The following is a 16,044-nucleotide window of genomic DNA, read 5'->3' as shown; positions in this document are numbered from 1 at the left end:
AATTTATATTATAAATTAATAACATATAAATTATCTTACTAAAATAATTTATAATATTTTATTTTTGAAATAAAAACAATTATAATTAACTGTAACAACATTATTTTGTTTAAATTTCTATAAAAAAAAGCTGGACATTCAAGATGATTAATCTTAAAATCTAACTTGTTATATTAATGCGCTCGTAGCTCATTTGGATAGAGCACTACCCTCCGAAGGTAGAGGTGTCAGGTTCAAATCCTGTCGAGCGCATATGTATCAGTAGTAAAAATATTTTTTTATTTGTGGTGGCTATAGCTCAGTTGGTAGAGTGCTGGATTGTGATTCCAGTGGTCATGGGTTCGAATCCCATTAGCCACCCCAAAAAATATATTTATAAAAACGGCGAATAGCGCAGCTTGGTAGCGCAACTGGTTTGGGACCAGTAGGTCAGAGGTTCAAATCCTCTTTCGCCGACCAAAAATTAACTTTTGAAATACATTTTTTTAATTGTTTTAAAAAAAGATGCATTATTTGCATTATTCAAAACAATTATATCTTTCCAACCTAATTCTTTTGCTATTTGAAATAATCTTTTTCCAACAACAAAAATCTTGCATTTCAATAACCAATCAATTTGATTTTTCTTAGAAATAATATTTTTTAATTGATATAGTATTTCACTACTTGTTACTATTAAAGTATTAATTTCATATGAACGCCATTTTTTTGTCTCTATATTTCCATTTACATTTTTTAAAACTCTCTTATAACATTCTATTACAGAAATTTTTAAACCTTTATTTTTTAAATTTTTTTCTATTAATTTTCTTCCGTTTTCTCCTTGTAATAAAACAATTTTATTATTTTGTAATTTATGTTTATTTAAAATCGTTAATAAACCTTCACTATTTTCTTTGTTTTTAGGAAAAATAATTTTTTTTTAATAGTTTTATATAAAAGAAAAGCTGTTTTTTTACCAATAGCATAATATCGAGGACCAGTTGGCCATGTTAAATTGTTATTAATTAAATAAATATTTGTATAATAAACAGCTTGTTTGGAAAAAACTAAAATAATATTTGATTTATATAATTCATTTATTTTTTTTGATAAACTAATTGAACTAAAACTTGGATAAAAATCAAATAAAGCAAAATGCCAAGCAGGTATACCTATATTATTTAAATTTTTTACTAATTCTTCTCCTACAGGAGAAGGACGCATCACTAATATTTTCATATGTAATAAGATGATTTTAAATAAAGATTTTTAAGAATACTTTTAGCTCCATTTTTTAATAATTCATCAGCTAATGAATATCCCATTATTTCTCCTGTATCACACAAACCTGTTCTTTCTCCTTTTAATATTATTTTACCATTAGGAGATCCTACTAATCCTCTAAGCCAAATTTTATTTTTTTTTAAAATAGCATAGCTTCCAATAGGAATTTGACATCCTGATTCTAATTTTCGACAAAAAGCTCTTTCTGCATTAATTTCAATAAAAGTATTAATATGATTAAGACGAGATAAAAAAAATAAAACATTTTTATCATGTATTCTAGATTGGATACCAATAGCACCTTGACCACATGAAGGAAGAGATAATTCTGCAGGTATTATTTGAGTAATTCTATGTTTTAAACTTAATCGATTTAATCCTTCTGTAGCTAAAATAATTGCATCATATTGTCCTGCATCTAATTTAGCTATTCTTGTCTCTATGTTACCTCGTAAAGGAGAAACAATTAAATCTGGTCGATAAGTGATTAATTGACATTGTCTTCTTAAGCTAGACGTACCAATTATTGCACCTTTAGGTAATTGATTAATTGATTGATAATGATTTGATACTAATGTATCTAAAGCATTTCCTCTTTTACATATACTAACTAAACATAGTTCTTTTGTAATTTTTACTGGAAGATCTTTCATTGAATGAATAGCAATATCTGCTTTGTTTTCAAGAAGAGCTAGTTCCAATTCTTTAATAAATAATCCTTTTCCACCAATTTTTGAGAGAGATTTATTTAGAATATTATCTCCATGAGTAACGATGGGAACTAATTTTATATTTAAATTTGGATATAAAGATAATATTTTTTTTTGAACATATTTAGTTTGCTCTAAAGCTAAAGGACTTTTTCTAGTCGCAATTCTTAACGTTTTGTTTTTCATATTACGATTCATATGAACATGGATATATTTTTTTATTTATATATAGAAAATTTTTATTTTTAATAAATATTAATTATCATAAAAAATTAAATTTTTATTAGATTGAAGAGAACATGCATTTTGAAATATTTCCCAAAAATTCTTATTAGTACGATTACAAATCCATTTATTTTTCTTGTAATTAAAGTGATATCCATTTAATGTTGTAGCTAACCAAATTTGTTTTAATGATTCTTGTTTATTAATAATAATTACATTGCCTTTTGAAAAAGTGATAGTCATGACATAATCTTGAATTTCATAATCAATATCAATTTCATTATCATATAAATTTAAATTATCTTCTATTTTTAGAAATAAGTTGTTTACTAACATATAAAAATTATTACTTTTTTTTTTCATAAAATACCCTTGATTGTTAATTTTTATTATAACAAATTATAAAAACAAAAATAATTAACTTTGTATATAATAAGTATACTCTTATTTAAATATCAGATTTAATAATATTAATCAAATTTGTAATTAATCTTAATAAATTCTTATATTTAATATTAAAAATAAATATTTTCTAAAATTATTAAATGATTATTCAGGAAAAACATGAATTTATCTTATAGAAATAAAAAAAAAATTAATTTTTCTAAAATGCATGGTTTAGGAAATGATTTTATAATTATCAATTGTATAAAAAATAGTTTTTTTTTATCTTCTTCAACAATAAAAAAATTATCTAATCGACATACTGGAATTGGTTTTGATCAATTATTATTAGTAGAAAAATCAAATAATGTTGCATTTGACTTTCATTATCGAATTTTTAATTCTAATGGAAATGAAGTAGAACAATGTGGTAATGGTGCAAGATGCTTTGGTCTTTTTTTATTATTAAAAGGTTTGACTAATAAAAAAAAAATTTGTGTTAGTACAAAAACAAAACCATTAATCATAGAGTTTATATCTCATAATATGATTAAAGTTAATATGAATGAACCTGATTTTACATATTATAAATTATTATTGTCTAATATTATATTAAATAATAAATTTTCTATAACACTTATTGATGAAAATTTAATTTGTAGTTTAGTTTCTATTGGAAATCCTCATTGTGTTATTAAAGTAGAATGCATTAAAAATGCTCCAGTAAAAATTATTGGTAAAAATATAGAAAAAAATTCAATTTTTCCAAAAAAAATTAATGTAGGTTTTATGCAAGTTGTAAATAAAAATTATATTAAATTAAGAGTATACGAACGTGATGTAGGTGAAACGCAATCATGTGGTAGTGGTGCTTGTGCAGCAGTTGCAATTGGTATAGCACAAAAAATTCTTTCTAATAATGTTGAAGTAGAATTGTTAGGTGGAAAATTAATTATACAATGGAAAGGTTTTGGATATCCTCTTTATATGATAGGTCCTGCAGAACTTATTTATGATGGTTATATACATATATAAAAATTATTTTACTGAAAAAGAGGATATATTTTGATTTTATTAAAACATAAATACAAAACGTTAAAAAAACAATATATCAAAAAAAATACAAAAGAATTTCATCAAGTCATTTTAGCTCTTTTTGCAGGTGGATTTTCTACATTTTCTATTTTATATTGTGTGCAATCTATTTTGCCAATTTTTTCTAAACAATTTTATTTAACTCCTGCAGAAAGCAGTTTATCTCTTTCTGCTGCAACTGTAACTATGGCATTAGGAATGTTATTTACTGGACCATTATCTGATGTAATTGGTCGAAAAATAATTATGTCTGCTTCTTTAATTATAGCCACTCTGTTAACTATTATATGTTCTATGATGAGTAGTTGGACAAGTATTGTTTTAATACGTTCTTTAACTGGTTTAGCATTAAGTGGTGTTGTTACTGTGGCTATGACGTACATTAGTGAAGAAATTCATCCTAACTCATTGTCTTTATGTATGGGTTTGTATATTAGTGGAAACACTATTGGTGGATGTTCAGGAAGACTCTTGACTAGTATTATAACTGAAAAATTTTCTTGGCATGTTGCATTATTAATAATTGGTTTATTTTCACTAATATCATCTTGTTTTTTTTTATATTTTTTACCAAAATCTAAAAATTTTTGTTCTATTCCTATTAATTTTCGTAATTTTTTACATCTTTTTTTCTTGCAATTAAAAAAACCAGCACTGTTAATATTATTTTTATTAGGTTTTATATTAATGGGTAGTTTTGTAACTGTTTTTAATTATATTGGTTATCGTTTGATATTAGAACCATTTTTTTTATGCCATTCTAGTATAGGATTCCTTTCTATTATTTATTTAACTGGAGTTTATAGTTCTCCTAAAGCTGGAATATTAATTGAGAAATACCATCGAAATGATATTTTAATTGCATCGATTTTATTAATGATAATAGGTGTTTTTATAACACAATATAATCAATTATTAATAATAATATTAGGTTTAATAATATTTTCTAGTGGTTTTTTTGCATCTCATTCTACTGCAAGTAGTTGGATAGGTTCACATACTAATACTGCTAAAGTACAAGCTACTTCTTTATACTTATTTTTTTATTATTTAGGTTCGAGTGTTTTTGGTACATTTGGAGGTTTTTTTTGGTTTTATTTAAAGTGGCCTGGTATTTCTATTTTTATTATAATTATGTTATTTATAGGAATTATTTTGTCTTATACATTAAAAAAAATCAATTCATAAAATAAGATTTTTTATTTGATTTAAAAATAAATTGTATTTATATAAAATATAATTTATATTTTTCTTTCCTCAAACATAGTTTCTCACAGATAATAAACTTAGTTCAATTCATCAAAATGGCTTAAAGATTATGCTATATTTATTTTCTTATTCTGATTTGAATCATAGTTTGTTGGTTTTTTTAGCTTTATTATTTATTTTATTTTACGAAGCTATCAATGGTTTTCATGATACAGCAAATGCGGTATCTACTTTAATATATACTCGAGCTATGTCTGCGTATACTTCGGTCATAATGTCTGGTGTATTTAATTTTTTAGGAGTTTTACTAGGAGGTTTAACTGTTGCTTATGCCATTGTTCATTTATTACCAAATGATTTATTATTAAATGCTACTTCTAAAAACGCGCTTGCTATGATTTTTTCAATGTTACTAGCAGCTATAATTTGGAATTTATCTACTTGGTATTTTTGTTTACCTGCATCAAGTTCACATGCTCTTATTGGAGCCATCATTGGAATAGGTTTAACTAATGCAATTATTACAAATTCTTCTTTAGTAAATGCATTAAATATTCCTAAAATGACTAATGTTTTTTTATCTTTAATACTATCTCCTGTTATTGGATTAATTATAGCTGGAAGTTTAATTTTTTTATTAAGACATTATTTAAAAGATAATAAAACTTTTCATCGTATTCACATGACGCCTTTAGAGAGAAAAAAAGTAGATGGTAAAAAAAGACCACCATTTTTAATTCGAATCGCATTAATTTTATCATCTATTGGAGTTAGTTATGCTCATGGAGCTAATGACGGACAAAAAGGAATTGGATTAATAATGCTTGTTCTTATAAGTATTATGCCTGCTTCTTTTTCAGTAAATTTAAACGCTGACAAGAAAGAAATAATTGATACAAAAAATGTTTTGAATAATTTAGAAAAATATTATTTACAACATATTTTGAATACATCCGATAAAAACTATAAAAATAATAAAATTTATCATTCAATAATAACCGATCAATTTTTTCATACTATAAAAGATATTAAAAAAGCTAAATTATTATTAAAAAATATATTTAATTATAATACTTTAAGTATTAAAAAAAGATTAGAGTTACGTCATTTTTTATTATGTATTTCTGATGCAATAGATCATATTATAAATGATAATCACATTAATATTCAAGATAAACATTTTTTAAAAAAAAATAAAGAAATCATACTGAATACTATTGAATACGCACCAATGTGGATAATATTAATTGTTGCTTTATCTTTGTCAATAGGAACAATGATAGGATGGAAACGTATAGTTGTAACTATTGGTGAAAAAATAGGAAAAAAAAGCATGACATATGCACAAGCTATGTCAGCACAAATTACAGCTTCTATTTCTATTGGAATAGCAAGTTATACAGGTATACCTGTTTCTACAACACATATTCTTTCATCTTCTGTAGCAGGAACAATGTTAATTGACGGAGATGGCATTCAAATTAAAACTATTAAAAACATTGCTTTAGCATGGATACTTACATTACCTGTTTCAATTTTATTATCTAGTGTTTTATATTCGATAATATTGTTTTTAATATAAAAAATAAATTTAATTAACATTAATTGTAGGAGTACTTATTAAGTATGTACTCCTATTTTATTTGAAAAGGATTATATATATCAAAACGATGATTTTTAGTTTTAATTATAAAATTAACTTGATCTTGAGATAAAGGTTTTGCATAAAAAGGACGTTTTACTACAACTCTTTTTTTTGCAAATTTTCTAGAAATATTTAATAAATTTTGAGAATTACAATTGTTTCCTATTAATTTTCTAAAAAATTGCATGTTTTTTTTTGGCAAAGATTTTTTTTTATTAACCGGATACATAGGATCTAAATAAATAACATCTGGATTTAACATAGGTATATTCAACATATTTAAACTATCACAAATTAGTAAACGTAATCTTGTTTTTAACCAAAAGCCTATTTTTTTATCTTTATATCCTCTTTGTAAGCCATCTTGTAACAAAGCGGCAACTATTGGATGACGTTCTATCATGATAACTTGGCATCCTAAAAATGAAAAAATAAAAGCATCATTACCTAATCCTGCAGTTGCATCTAATATGACAGGAAAATAAGATTTTTTTATTCCTATAACTCTAGATAAAACTTCATTTTTCTTTTTAAAATGAAGGCATCTATAATTATTTTTTTTTGAAGTAAAATCAACTTTTATAGATTTTTGTTTTAAATTTTCACGATCATATAACTCTAACGAGTTTTCATTAATTAACAAAGCCATAGAAGAATCTTCATCGTGTTCTAAATTAAGTGTATTAATTAATTGATATATTCTTTTGTTATAACATTTAAATGATAAATATATTTTCATGTTTTTATCTATTTATTTTTTTTTTAAATTAATAATTGACTTTTAAAAAAAAATATTTACAATATAAATTGTTATTTTATAATATTTCTATTTAATATACGTTATATTAAAAAATAATCAATAAAAGCAATTTTTAGAATTTAATTTATATTTTATCTAAATTAAAATTAACAAAGGATAAAAATATTATGTCATCTAATAATATCAATATAACAAATCAAAAATATCCATATAAAAAAGATTTTTATGTTAATAATATTCAAGAAATATCTAAAAATAATAATATAAAAAAATCTAAAAAAAATATTACTAACAATTTAGACACAGCATCTGATTCATCATTAAAAAATGAAAATGATCTTATTGATTTAGAAAATGCATATATCAATTCTCTAATTATGATTAAAAAACAAACAGAGAATGATATTTTTAAAAAATATAATCTAGAAAAACATTTAAATAAAGTTATCAACCTCGATCATCTTAATGAAATTAAAAATTCATTATTAATGAAAAAAAAATTCTAAATAATCCTACTTTAATCACTCTTGAAGCTTCCAAACAAAAATTCAATCAAAAACTTTTTGATATTAATCTGTTAGACATTGCTAAAGATGTTTTTGATACAGTTAAAAATACTATAGTTGCAACTTGTGAATCTATTAAAACAGAAACTGTAAATTTATTAGATGGAACTACATTTAAAAAAATATTTTATTCAGATAGTGCACCAGAAAATACTAGTACTGATTCTATTGTTTCTTTATCCGAACATATTAAAGAACTTGAAAAAACAATTGAATCTGCTAAACTTTTTATGAAAGCTATTATGGAAAAAATTAGATATCAAGGGAAGATAAAAATTGTTAATGAATTAAATGGTAATCGGCAACATCCAGAATTTCAAAGCTCATTTCCAGATCTGCTTACTGTTACACCAAAACCTAATAACGAAGATAGTTTTTATCCTTTTGTAAGAGTAGATGAAAATTTTGATTTGAAAGGAAGAAAAAATATTTATCAAGTAGATAGTGATTTTAAGAAAAGAATGAATAAAAATATTGAAAAATCATATTATAATCATTTTATTGAAAATAATTCATGGACAGTATCTGATCAATTAAAATCGTTAAGTAATATTGAATCTACAATTAACCATTTTCAACAAAATTATGACAATTTAAAATTTTCTAGTGAATTAGATGAATCATTCATGACTGATTCTAATCCATCTCTTTTTATTATAGATGGTACAGTAATTGTTGCTAATGATAAAGAAACAATGATGAAATCTTTCACAAAAATTACACCAGATATACAAACTCAAAAATTAATTTCTACATATGCAAATCAAAATTTTTTACATCAATCTTATGTTCAATTAGTTTCTGAACATCCAGAAATTCAACAGTATCAAATAAAAAATTCACGTAATCTTTATATTGTTGATACATTTGTTGATGGTTCAATAAAATTAGTTGCTACTAATTTATCTGATTTAAAAACAGATGATAATAATCCTACTCAAAAATATAAATCTTTTGGGACACGTGCAACTATTGTTCTTTCTCCATATAATTTACCAACTTTAAAATATTCACATTTTGTAAAATAATTATTATTTTTTTATGTAAAACATAACAATTTATTTAATAATAGGGTATGTAATATACCCTATTATTTTTTATTTTTGATAAATATTAAGTTTTTTTAATAATGCAAAATGTACTTCTTTAGGAAGATATGATTTTATATTGCCTTTATATTTAGCAATTTCCTTGACAAAAGATGAAGATATAAAAGATACTTCTTTAGAAGAAATTAAAAATATACTATCTAAATCTGGATAAATCTGTTTGTTTATTTCGGCTAATTTTATTTCATAATCAAAATCAAATATCGTTCTAACTCCTCTAATTAAAATCTTTGTTTTTTCTTTTTTTGCTATATTAACAAGTAAATCATCAAATCCAAGTATTTTTTTTATATTTTTAATATGTATAGTTGCTATTCGAGTTAATTCAATTCGTTCTTTTAAATTAAAAAGAGGTTTTTTTCTTAAATTATTAGAAATTGCAATGATTATACTATCAAAAATTTTTGTTGCACGTGTTATAATATCTAAATGTCCATATGTAATTGGATCAAAAGTTCCTGGATATATTGCTGTTATGTTCATGTTTTTATATTTTTTATAAGTAATTTTATAAAAATTAGTTTTTTTATATAAATATTTTTTAATTATTAAAAATACAGGTCTATAAAGAACAACTAATATGAAAGAAAAAAATACTTGGAAACCTAGTGCTTCTATTAAAACCTTACTAAAAAGATCTAAAATTATTTCTAATATTCGTTTGTTTTTTTCAAAAAAAAACATCATGGAAGTAGAAACGCCAACATTATCGCAATCGACAGTTACTGATGTAAATTTAATACCTTTTGAAACTAATTTTTTTTCATTAAACAACTTTGATAAATTAAAATTATGGCTAACAACTAGTCCAGAATATCATATGAAACGTTTATTAGCATCAGAAAGCGGACCTATATATCAAATTTGTCATAGTTTTAGAAATAAAGAATTAGGACGATATCACAATCCAGAATTTACCATTTTAGAATGGTACCAACCTTATTACTCCATGAAAAAATTAATTTTAGAAATTGATGAATTTCTACAAATTATATTAAAATGTAATAAATCTGATCAAATATCTTATCAAGACATATTTATAAAATTTTTAAAAATTGATCCTTTATCTACTAGATTATCTGAATTACAAAAAATATTTAAAAAATTAAAAATAGATAACTTTAATTATATTGAAAATGACTTAGATAAATTATTACAATTTTTATTTTCAATGAAAATTGAACCTTTTCTTGGACAAGACCAACCTTTATTTGTTTATAATTTTCCTGCAAAACAAGCTTCTCTTTCTGCTATTAATTCAAAGGATTCTCGTATATCAGAAAGATTTGAAGTATTTTTTAAAGGAATAGAACTAGGAAATGGTTTTTACGAACTTACAGATGTTCATGAGCAGAAGCAACGGTTTATTAAAGATAATGAAGAACGTTTTTCTATAAATCTTCCTCTACAAAAAATAGATGAACTATTTTTAAACGCTTTATCTCATGGATTACCTCCTTGTTCAGGATTTGCAATAGGAATAGATAGACTAGTTATGTTAATTTTAAATAAAAAAAGTATTAATCAAGTTATATCTTTTACATTAGATCGTTGTTAATAGTAAGTAAAAACGTTTACCAATAATTTTCCATTGTAATGTTTCCTTTTTTTCTGCGTAAATGTTTTATCATATTCCGGTTTTTTATTAAAAAAGAATATGTATCTTTTACCATTTCAGGATTTCCGCATAACATTACATGCGAATTTTTAGAATTTATAGACAAGCCTATATGTTTTTCTAATTTTTTAGTTTCTATTAAAAAGGGAATCCTACCAGTTAAAGAGTTTATATTTTTTTCTCTGCTGGTTACTGTTTGTATTTTTAATTTTCCATTATATTCATTATGAAGTTTTTTCATAAGAGGAAGATAAATTAATTCGTTTTGATATTTTACTGCATGTATCAATATAATGTTATTAAATCTATCAATATTTTTTCTTTCTTGTAAAATAGAGAGATATGGACCAATAGCAGTTCCTGTAGCAAACATCCATAAATTTTCACAATCTGGTATTTCGTTTATTATAAAAAATCCAAAAGATTTTTTTTTGATAAATACCATATCTCCTTTGTTAAGGTTGTATAGTAGATTGCTTAACTTTCCATTTTCTATACGAACAATATAAATTTCTATTTTTTTATCACTAGGAGCATTGAGATATGAATAGGCTCTTTGGATTCTTTTTTGATGAGAAGCATCTATATCATATAAAGACAACTTAGTGTACTGACCTGCATAAAAAGGTTCTATTGGTGCATTTAAAAATAGACTAAATAAATTATTATTCCATCTTTTTATACTTATAACGTTTGCATTAATCCATGGATTCATTAGTTATGCTCAATAATTATGAAAATTAAATCATTGCACTTATGTTTTATAAGCACAATGATTCTTTTTATATAACACAAAATTAACATATTTTTTTATTTTTTATCAATTTTTTTTGTATCATTATACATATTAATTAAAATCTTTTTAGGCTTTTCTTCTTCTGGAATATTGCATTCAAAATTTAATGTTAATAAACCTAAAGATAATTCTGCTTTTGTTACTTTAATTTTGTGATCTAAATTAAAATTTAGAGAAAAATCATTTAAATTAATACCTTTATGCAACCATTTTTTAACGTCTTTCTCATCATTTTTTTCCGAATTATTTTTTTTTCCCTGAATAGATAATTGATTGTTGTGAACAGATATATCTAATTCTTTTTCATGATATCCAGGAATACTCAATGTAAGCTGATATTCAGTTTCATTGATTTGAAGAAAATCATATGTTGGTATATCAGATATTGGTTTTTCTCCTGTTAGAGTGCTAAACATTTTATCAATTTGATTAAATCTGTTTGAAAAAATATTATTATCATTAAAATTTGGAATAAATGAAAAAGCACGATAAGACATATAAAATTCCTCTTAATTATGTTAAGTATTAGAAAAAATTTTAACTTTAATTATCCTTTAAAGAAAATTAAAAAGTCTTATGTTATAAATAAGGTTTTATTTTTTTTTTTCAAGTATTTTGAAATTAATTAATATTAAATTTGTATAAATTAAAAAGATTTATTTATCTTATATTAATAGAAATAATTCATTTCATAAGAATTATAAAATAAATCGACTAAGATCTTCATTAGATATCAATTGATCTAAATGTTGTCCTACATAACGTTCATTAACTTCAATAGTATTGCCAAAGTTATTACTGGCATTAAAAGATATATCTTCCATTAATTTTTCTAATATGGTATGTAATCGACGAGCTCCAATATTTTCCATAGATTCATTTACTTTCCAAGCGGCTTCTGCAATATTACGAATTCCTTCTTTTGTAAAATTAATATGCACACCTTCTGTTTCCATTAAAGCTTTATATTGTGCAGTAATAGATGCTTTTGGTTCTGTTAAAATTTTTTCAAAATCATCGATAGTCAGTGCTTGGAGCTCAACTTTGATTGGTAGACGTCCTTGTAACTCAGGGATTAGATCAGAAGGAGTAGATGTTTGAAACGCACCGGATGCAATAAATAAAATATGATCTGTTTTAACCATACCGTATTTAGTCGATACAGTACAACCTTCAACTAATGGAAGCAAATCTCTTTGCACGCCTTCGCGAGAAATATCAGGTCCAGAAGAATCACCTCTTTTACATATTTTATCAATCTCATCAATAAATACTATACCATGTTGTTCAACTGCGTTAATTGCTTCTTTTTTAACTTCTTCTTGATTAATTAGTTTAGCAGCTTCTTCTTCTGTTAATAATACAATAGCGTCTTTTATTTTAAGACGTCTAAGATTCTTTTTGTGTCCTCCTAAATTTTGAAATAAGGATTGTAACTGACTAGTTAGTTCTTCCATTCCTGGAGGAGCCATTATCTCAACACCCATGGTAGTTGCTAATACGTTAATTTCTATTTCTTTTTCATCCAGCAAACCTTCTCTTAATTTTTTTCGAAAAGTTTGAATTGTATTTAATAAACTTTCATTATTTTCGTTTTCTGTCCAATTTTTTTTAGGTCTGGGAACAAGAATATCTAATATTTTTTCTTCTACAATTTCTTCTACTCGAATTTTGTTTTTTTCAATGTTTTTTATGCGAATCATTTTTATTGCAGCATCAGTTAAATCTCGAATAATTGAATCTACTTCTTTTCCAACATAACCTACTTCAGTAAATTTAGTTGCTTCTACTTTAATAAAAGGAGAATTAGCTAATTTAGCTAAACGTCTTGCAATTTCTGTTTTACCTACTCCTGTAGGACCAATCATTAAAATATTTTTTGGAGTAATTTCATGACGTAGTTCACTATTTAACTGCATACGACGCCAACGATTTCTTAATGCAATAGATACAGCTCTTTTTGCTTTTTCTTGACCAATAATAAATTTATCAAGTTCAGAAACAATTTGAGGAGGAGTCATTTCAGACATAGAGATAATCCTTATTTTTCTGAAAATAGTTCTTTTATAGTAAAAGTATGATTTGTATATATACAAATATTTGCAGCAATATTTAAAGATTTTTCTACAATTTGATTGGCATTTAAATTTGTATTATCAATTAATGCTCTAGCAGAAGACTGAGCATATGTGCCTCCTGATCCTATAGCTATTAAATCGTCTTCAGGTTGTATGACGTCTCCATTTCCTGTTATTATTAATGACGTTTCTTTATCAGCTACAGCTAATAAAGCTTCAAGTTTTCGTAACATTCTATCAGATCGCCAATCTTTTGCTAATTCAATGGCTGAACGTTGCAATTGACCTTGATACATTGCTAATTTTTTTTCAAACATTTCGAATAAAGTAAACGCATCGGCAGTTCCTCCAGCAAAACCAGCAATTACTTTTTCGTGATACAATGATCTAATTTTTTTGACATTACTTTTCATGATTGTATTGCCTAAAGTGGCTTGTCCATCACCTCCAATTACTACTTTATTTTTTAATCTTACACTTAATATTGTAGTCACAAGAAAAGCCTCTTTAAAATAACATTTTTATTTTTGATTATTAAAAACAGATAACATAAATAGAATTTACTATTTTAATAACATGAGAAATATTTTTTTTACATTAGTCTCTAAAATTTTTAAGCAATATGTTGTAATATAAACTATTAGCAAACGTATTTAATTCTTTTAAAAATTATATTTTTTTATAAATTTTTTAATTTTTCAATATATTTCCATTTTTTTTTTGGTTTGGGAGGTAATAAAATATTACTTTTGCTATTTTTTTTAAAATCAGTATTTCTTATTTGAGAAGTATTTTTATTTTTTATATTAAAAAAAATAAAAAAGATAAAAAACATAAAGATTACTGTCAAAAATAAATTCGAATACCTTCTTTTTTTTTTAAAATATATAAAATCAATCTTTTTTTTATTATCATACATATATTTTTGTAATATTTTTTTAAAAAACTATTAGTTTTTTGATATTAATATATTATTATTCAACTTAGAGAAAAGACACTTTAACATTTAGGAAAAATCTTTATGAAAAAAAACATTCATCCTCATTATGCTCTAATTACTGCTACTTGTTCTTGCGGCAATGTAATTGAAATTTTTTCTACTATTACTAATAATCTTAATTTAGATATATGTGCAAAATGTCATCCATTCTATACGGGAAAACAAAGAATTATTGATACTGGAGGACGTGTTGAAAGATTTAAAAAACGTTTTAAATTTTCTAAAAAAGAATTAACTTAAAATTATCTTTAGTTTAAGCATCTTAAGTTATTTTTTTAGATGCTTAAGAGGTTATAAAAAACTATTTTTAAAAACATTTACTTTTAAAAAAATTATAAAAATAATTTTTTAGAGCTAAATAAATAGAATTAGCAATTTTGTTTTGATAGTCAGATGTTTTCAGTTTTTTTTCTTCTAAAATATTTGTAAGAAAACCAGTTTCTATTAATATAGAAGGTATGTGTATAGAACTTAATATTTCTAAACTAGCGTAATTCGGATGTATTTTATGTAATTTTATATTTTTTCTTAGTTGTTCAAGTATATGATTTGATAAATCTAATTCTATTTTTTGAAAATTATAAGATTGTAAATCTAAAATAGTTTTTTTTAAAAAAATATCATTTTCGTTATCTTTAAATATATTTTCAATATTTTTAGGAAAATATGTTGTTAATCTTTTCTTAATAAAATTATTAATTTCACGATTCATTCTAATGTTTGAAACTATCCATATAGATGCTCCTGATACATATTCTTTTTTTGAGGAATCGGCGTGAATAGAAATTAATAAATTTACATAGTTTTGTTTTAAAAAATCTTTTCTTTTTTTTAATGAATAATATAAATCATCATTACGTATTAATTTGGCATTAAACATATTATCATTATTTAGTAATTTACTTAGTTTAAGTGCAATTTCAATATTTACTTTTTTTTCCTGCAGTCCTGAATAACCAATTGCTCCGGGATCTTTACCTCCATGTCCGGCATCAATAGCTATTGTAATTTTTCTTGATATACATATATCATGATTTTTTTGAATTTGATTTAAAAAATTTTTTTTACTAGAAAAATCGAATGTTTTTAAAAAAATACCTTTTTCTTTTTTTTTGATTAATTGATTAAAAAAAAAATAATTTTTTTTAAAACTGTTTTTATTAAATAGAAGATTATTTATATTAATAGCTTGAATTTGATTTGAAAATAATAAGGTGAAAAATATTATTAATTTATAAAAAAATGATTTTTTCAATTTTTGAAAGCTCCATTTTTTATAACAGTAAAAATTCATAAATGTTTTCCTTAATTGTTTTATTTTATATTTATGAATTTTTTAATCATTTAAAATTTAATATTATAATAATATTTAATTTAGATAAGATTTAAAAAATAAAATATTTTTTACGTTTGAAAAATTACTAGTTATTTTAAAAAAATATTTTAATAATAATAAGATTGGAGCGGGAAACGAGATTTGAACTCGCGACCCCAACCTTGGCAAGGTTGTGCTCTACCAACTGAGCTATTCCCGCTTATGAATATATAATATATTTTATATATATAAAATATAATTTTCAAGC

General features: G+C 23.5%; 18 protein-coding genes and 4 tRNA genes. 10 read left to right on the top strand and 12 right to left on the bottom strand.

What is annotated here, in order from left to right; translation table 11 throughout:
* Positions 1-178: 178 nt before the first annotated feature.
* The 3 genes from D9V59_RS03010 to D9V59_RS03000 all read left to right on the top strand — a co-directional run bounded on the left by D9V59_RS03010 (position 179) and on the right by D9V59_RS03000 (position 459).
* Positions 179-252, top strand: a tRNA-Arg gene (locus tag D9V59_RS03010).
* A gap of 35 nt (positions 253-287) precedes the next feature.
* Positions 288-363: transfer RNA gene (locus D9V59_RS03005), tRNA-His, on the top strand.
* 19 nt (positions 364-382) lie between these two features.
* A tRNA-Pro gene (locus D9V59_RS03000) sits at positions 383-459 on the top strand.
* A 4-nt stretch (positions 460-463) separates the two neighbouring features.
* Here D9V59_RS03000 and D9V59_RS02995 read toward each other — a convergent pair.
* The 4 genes from D9V59_RS02995 to cyaY form a co-directional block, all read right to left on the bottom strand.
* The gene (locus D9V59_RS02995; protein ID WP_261979414.1) at positions 464-871 is read right to left on the bottom strand and encodes a uroporphyrinogen-III synthase; all 408 of its coding nucleotides are present in this window, start codon (positions 869-871) and stop codon (positions 464-466) included.
* Positions 872-873: 2 nt separating this feature from the next.
* The gene (locus D9V59_RS02990; RefSeq protein WP_261979413.1) at positions 874-1,206 is read right to left on the bottom strand and encodes a uroporphyrinogen-III synthase; all 333 of its coding nucleotides are present in this window, start codon (positions 1,204-1,206) and stop codon (positions 874-876) included.
* Positions 1,207-1,217: 11 nt separating this feature from the next.
* Positions 1,218-2,162: a hydroxymethylbilane synthase gene (gene hemC / locus D9V59_RS02985; RefSeq protein ID WP_158365010.1), complete on the bottom strand. Its 945-nt coding sequence runs from the start codon at positions 2,160-2,162 to the stop codon at positions 1,218-1,220.
* Between the two features lie 69 nt (positions 2,163-2,231).
* Positions 2,232-2,564, bottom strand: coding sequence for an iron donor protein CyaY (gene cyaY / locus D9V59_RS02980; RefSeq protein ID WP_158364942.1), 333 nt, complete (start codon positions 2,562-2,564; stop codon positions 2,232-2,234).
* Between the two features lie 201 nt (positions 2,565-2,765).
* Here cyaY and dapF point away from each other — a divergent pair, with 201 nt between their 5' ends.
* From dapF to D9V59_RS02965, 3 genes are all read left to right on the top strand, one after another.
* The gene (dapF, locus tag D9V59_RS02975) at positions 2,766-3,620 is read left to right on the top strand and encodes a diaminopimelate epimerase (RefSeq protein WP_158364940.1); all 855 of its coding nucleotides are present in this window, start codon (positions 2,766-2,768) and stop codon (positions 3,618-3,620) included.
* A gap of 30 nt (positions 3,621-3,650) precedes the next feature.
* Positions 3,651-4,868 (top strand): MFS transporter, encoded by a 1,218-nt coding sequence (locus D9V59_RS02970; protein WP_158364937.1) that lies wholly within the window; start codon positions 3,651-3,653, stop codon positions 4,866-4,868.
* Between the two features lie 130 nt (positions 4,869-4,998).
* The gene (locus D9V59_RS02965) at positions 4,999-6,471 is read left to right on the top strand and encodes an inorganic phosphate transporter (protein WP_158364935.1); all 1,473 of its coding nucleotides are present in this window, start codon (positions 4,999-5,001) and stop codon (positions 6,469-6,471) included.
* Positions 6,472-6,523: 52 nt separating this feature from the next.
* On the opposite strand, the gene D9V59_RS02960 is transcribed toward D9V59_RS02965, so the two are convergent.
* On the bottom strand, positions 6,524-7,273 hold the full coding sequence (locus D9V59_RS02960; RefSeq protein WP_158364933.1) for a class I SAM-dependent methyltransferase: 750 nt from the start codon (positions 7,271-7,273) through the stop codon (positions 6,524-6,526).
* 188 nt (positions 7,274-7,461) lie between these two features.
* Here D9V59_RS02960 and D9V59_RS02955 point away from each other — a divergent pair, with 188 nt between their 5' ends.
* Together D9V59_RS02955 and D9V59_RS03125 are read left to right on the top strand one after the other, a co-directional pair.
* Positions 7,462-7,800 carry a hypothetical protein gene (locus tag D9V59_RS02955; protein ID WP_158364931.1) on the top strand — a complete coding sequence of 113 codons (339 nt, stop codon included), beginning with the start codon at positions 7,462-7,464 and terminating at the stop codon, positions 7,798-7,800.
* 290 nt (positions 7,801-8,090) lie between these two features.
* Complete coding sequence (locus D9V59_RS03125; RefSeq protein ID WP_261979385.1) at positions 8,091-8,888, top strand: hypothetical protein; 798 nt, start codon at positions 8,091-8,093, stop codon at positions 8,886-8,888.
* A gap of 69 nt (positions 8,889-8,957) precedes the next feature.
* Here the strand turns inward: D9V59_RS03125 and coaD are convergent, their stop codons facing one another.
* Positions 8,958-9,452 (bottom strand): pantetheine-phosphate adenylyltransferase, encoded by a 495-nt coding sequence (gene coaD / locus D9V59_RS02945; RefSeq protein ID WP_158364929.1) that lies wholly within the window; start codon positions 9,450-9,452, stop codon positions 8,958-8,960.
* A 97-nt stretch (positions 9,453-9,549) separates the two neighbouring features.
* Between coaD and epmA the strand changes: the two genes are divergently transcribed.
* Positions 9,550-10,527, top strand: a complete 978-nt coding sequence (epmA, locus tag D9V59_RS02940) for an elongation factor P--(R)-beta-lysine ligase (RefSeq protein ID WP_158364927.1) — start codon at positions 9,550-9,552, stop codon at positions 10,525-10,527.
* Between the two features lie 16 nt (positions 10,528-10,543).
* Here epmA and D9V59_RS02935 read toward each other — a convergent pair whose 3' ends face one another.
* The 4 genes from D9V59_RS02935 to hslV form a co-directional block, all read right to left on the bottom strand.
* A complete protein-coding gene (locus tag D9V59_RS02935; RefSeq protein WP_158364925.1) occupies positions 10,544-11,302 on the bottom strand; it encodes an FAD-binding oxidoreductase in 759 nt (252 codons plus the stop codon).
* A 95-nt stretch (positions 11,303-11,397) separates the two neighbouring features.
* The gene (locus tag D9V59_RS02930; RefSeq protein WP_158364923.1) at positions 11,398-11,880 is read right to left on the bottom strand and encodes an Hsp20 family protein; all 483 of its coding nucleotides are present in this window, start codon (positions 11,878-11,880) and stop codon (positions 11,398-11,400) included.
* A gap of 201 nt (positions 11,881-12,081) precedes the next feature.
* The gene (gene hslU / locus D9V59_RS02925; RefSeq protein WP_158364921.1) at positions 12,082-13,413 is read right to left on the bottom strand and encodes an HslU--HslV peptidase ATPase subunit; all 1,332 of its coding nucleotides are present in this window, start codon (positions 13,411-13,413) and stop codon (positions 12,082-12,084) included.
* 11 nt (positions 13,414-13,424) lie between these two features.
* Positions 13,425-13,955 carry an ATP-dependent protease subunit HslV gene (hslV, locus tag D9V59_RS02920; RefSeq protein ID WP_158364919.1) on the bottom strand — a complete coding sequence of 177 codons (531 nt, stop codon included), beginning with the start codon at positions 13,953-13,955 and terminating at the stop codon, positions 13,425-13,427.
* 527 nt (positions 13,956-14,482) lie between these two features.
* Between hslV and rpmE the strand changes: the two genes are divergently transcribed.
* The gene (rpmE, locus tag D9V59_RS02915) at positions 14,483-14,701 is read left to right on the top strand and encodes a 50S ribosomal protein L31 (protein ID WP_158364917.1); all 219 of its coding nucleotides are present in this window, start codon (positions 14,483-14,485) and stop codon (positions 14,699-14,701) included.
* A gap of 67 nt (positions 14,702-14,768) precedes the next feature.
* Here rpmE and D9V59_RS02910 read toward each other — a convergent pair whose 3' ends face one another.
* On the bottom strand, positions 14,769-15,482 hold the full coding sequence (locus D9V59_RS02910; protein ID WP_158365006.1) for an N-acetylmuramoyl-L-alanine amidase: 714 nt from the start codon (positions 15,480-15,482) through the stop codon (positions 14,769-14,771).
* Positions 15,483-15,920: 438 nt separating this feature from the next.
* Positions 15,921-15,996, bottom strand: a tRNA-Gly gene (locus D9V59_RS02905).
* Positions 15,997-16,044 lie beyond the last annotated feature (48 nt).

Source organism: Buchnera aphidicola (Artemisaphis artemisicola), assembly GCF_005082365.1.
Taxonomy (GTDB): Bacteria; Pseudomonadota; Gammaproteobacteria; order Enterobacterales; family Enterobacteriaceae; genus Buchnera; species Buchnera aphidicola_AR.
The sequence above is the reverse complement of the archived record's forward strand: the minus strand, read 5'-3'. Positions and strand labels throughout refer to the sequence as shown.

Bases quoted from the DNA above. Each gene is read 5' to 3' on its own strand.
- dapF (WP_158364940.1), top strand. From the start codon at position 2,766: ATGAATTTATCTTATAGAAATAAAAAAAAAATTAATTTTTCTAAAATG.
- D9V59_RS02930 (WP_158364923.1), bottom strand. From the start codon at position 11,880: ATGTCTTATCGTGCTTTTTCATTTATTCCAAATTTTAATGATAATAAT.
- cyaY (WP_158364942.1), bottom strand. From the start codon at position 2,564: ATGAAAAAAAAAAGTAATAATTTTTATATGTTAGTAAACAACTTATTT.
- hemC (WP_158365010.1), bottom strand. From the start codon at position 2,162: ATGAAAAACAAAACGTTAAGAATTGCGACTAGAAAAAGTCCTTTAGCT.
- epmA (WP_158364927.1), top strand. From the start codon at position 9,550: ATGAAAGAAAAAAATACTTGGAAACCTAGTGCTTCTATTAAAACCTTA.
- D9V59_RS02990 (WP_261979413.1), bottom strand. From the start codon at position 1,206: ATGCGTCCTTCTCCTGTAGGAGAAGAATTAGTAAAAAATTTAAATAAT.
- D9V59_RS02960 (WP_158364933.1), bottom strand. From the start codon at position 7,273: ATGAAAATATATTTATCATTTAAATGTTATAACAAAAGAATATATCAA.
- coaD (WP_158364929.1), bottom strand. From the start codon at position 9,452: ATGAACATAACAGCAATATATCCAGGAACTTTTGATCCAATTACATAT.
- rpmE (WP_158364917.1), top strand. From the start codon at position 14,483: ATGAAAAAAAACATTCATCCTCATTATGCTCTAATTACTGCTACTTGT.
- D9V59_RS03125 (WP_261979385.1), top strand. From the start codon at position 8,091: ATGAAAGCTATTATGGAAAAAATTAGATATCAAGGGAAGATAAAAATT.
- D9V59_RS02955 (WP_158364931.1), top strand. From the start codon at position 7,462: ATGTCATCTAATAATATCAATATAACAAATCAAAAATATCCATATAAA.
- hslU (WP_158364921.1), bottom strand. From the start codon at position 13,413: ATGTCTGAAATGACTCCTCCTCAAATTGTTTCTGAACTTGATAAATTT.
- D9V59_RS02965 (WP_158364935.1), top strand. From the start codon at position 4,999: ATGCTATATTTATTTTCTTATTCTGATTTGAATCATAGTTTGTTGGTT.
- D9V59_RS02935 (WP_158364925.1), bottom strand. From the start codon at position 11,302: ATGAATCCATGGATTAATGCAAACGTTATAAGTATAAAAAGATGGAAT.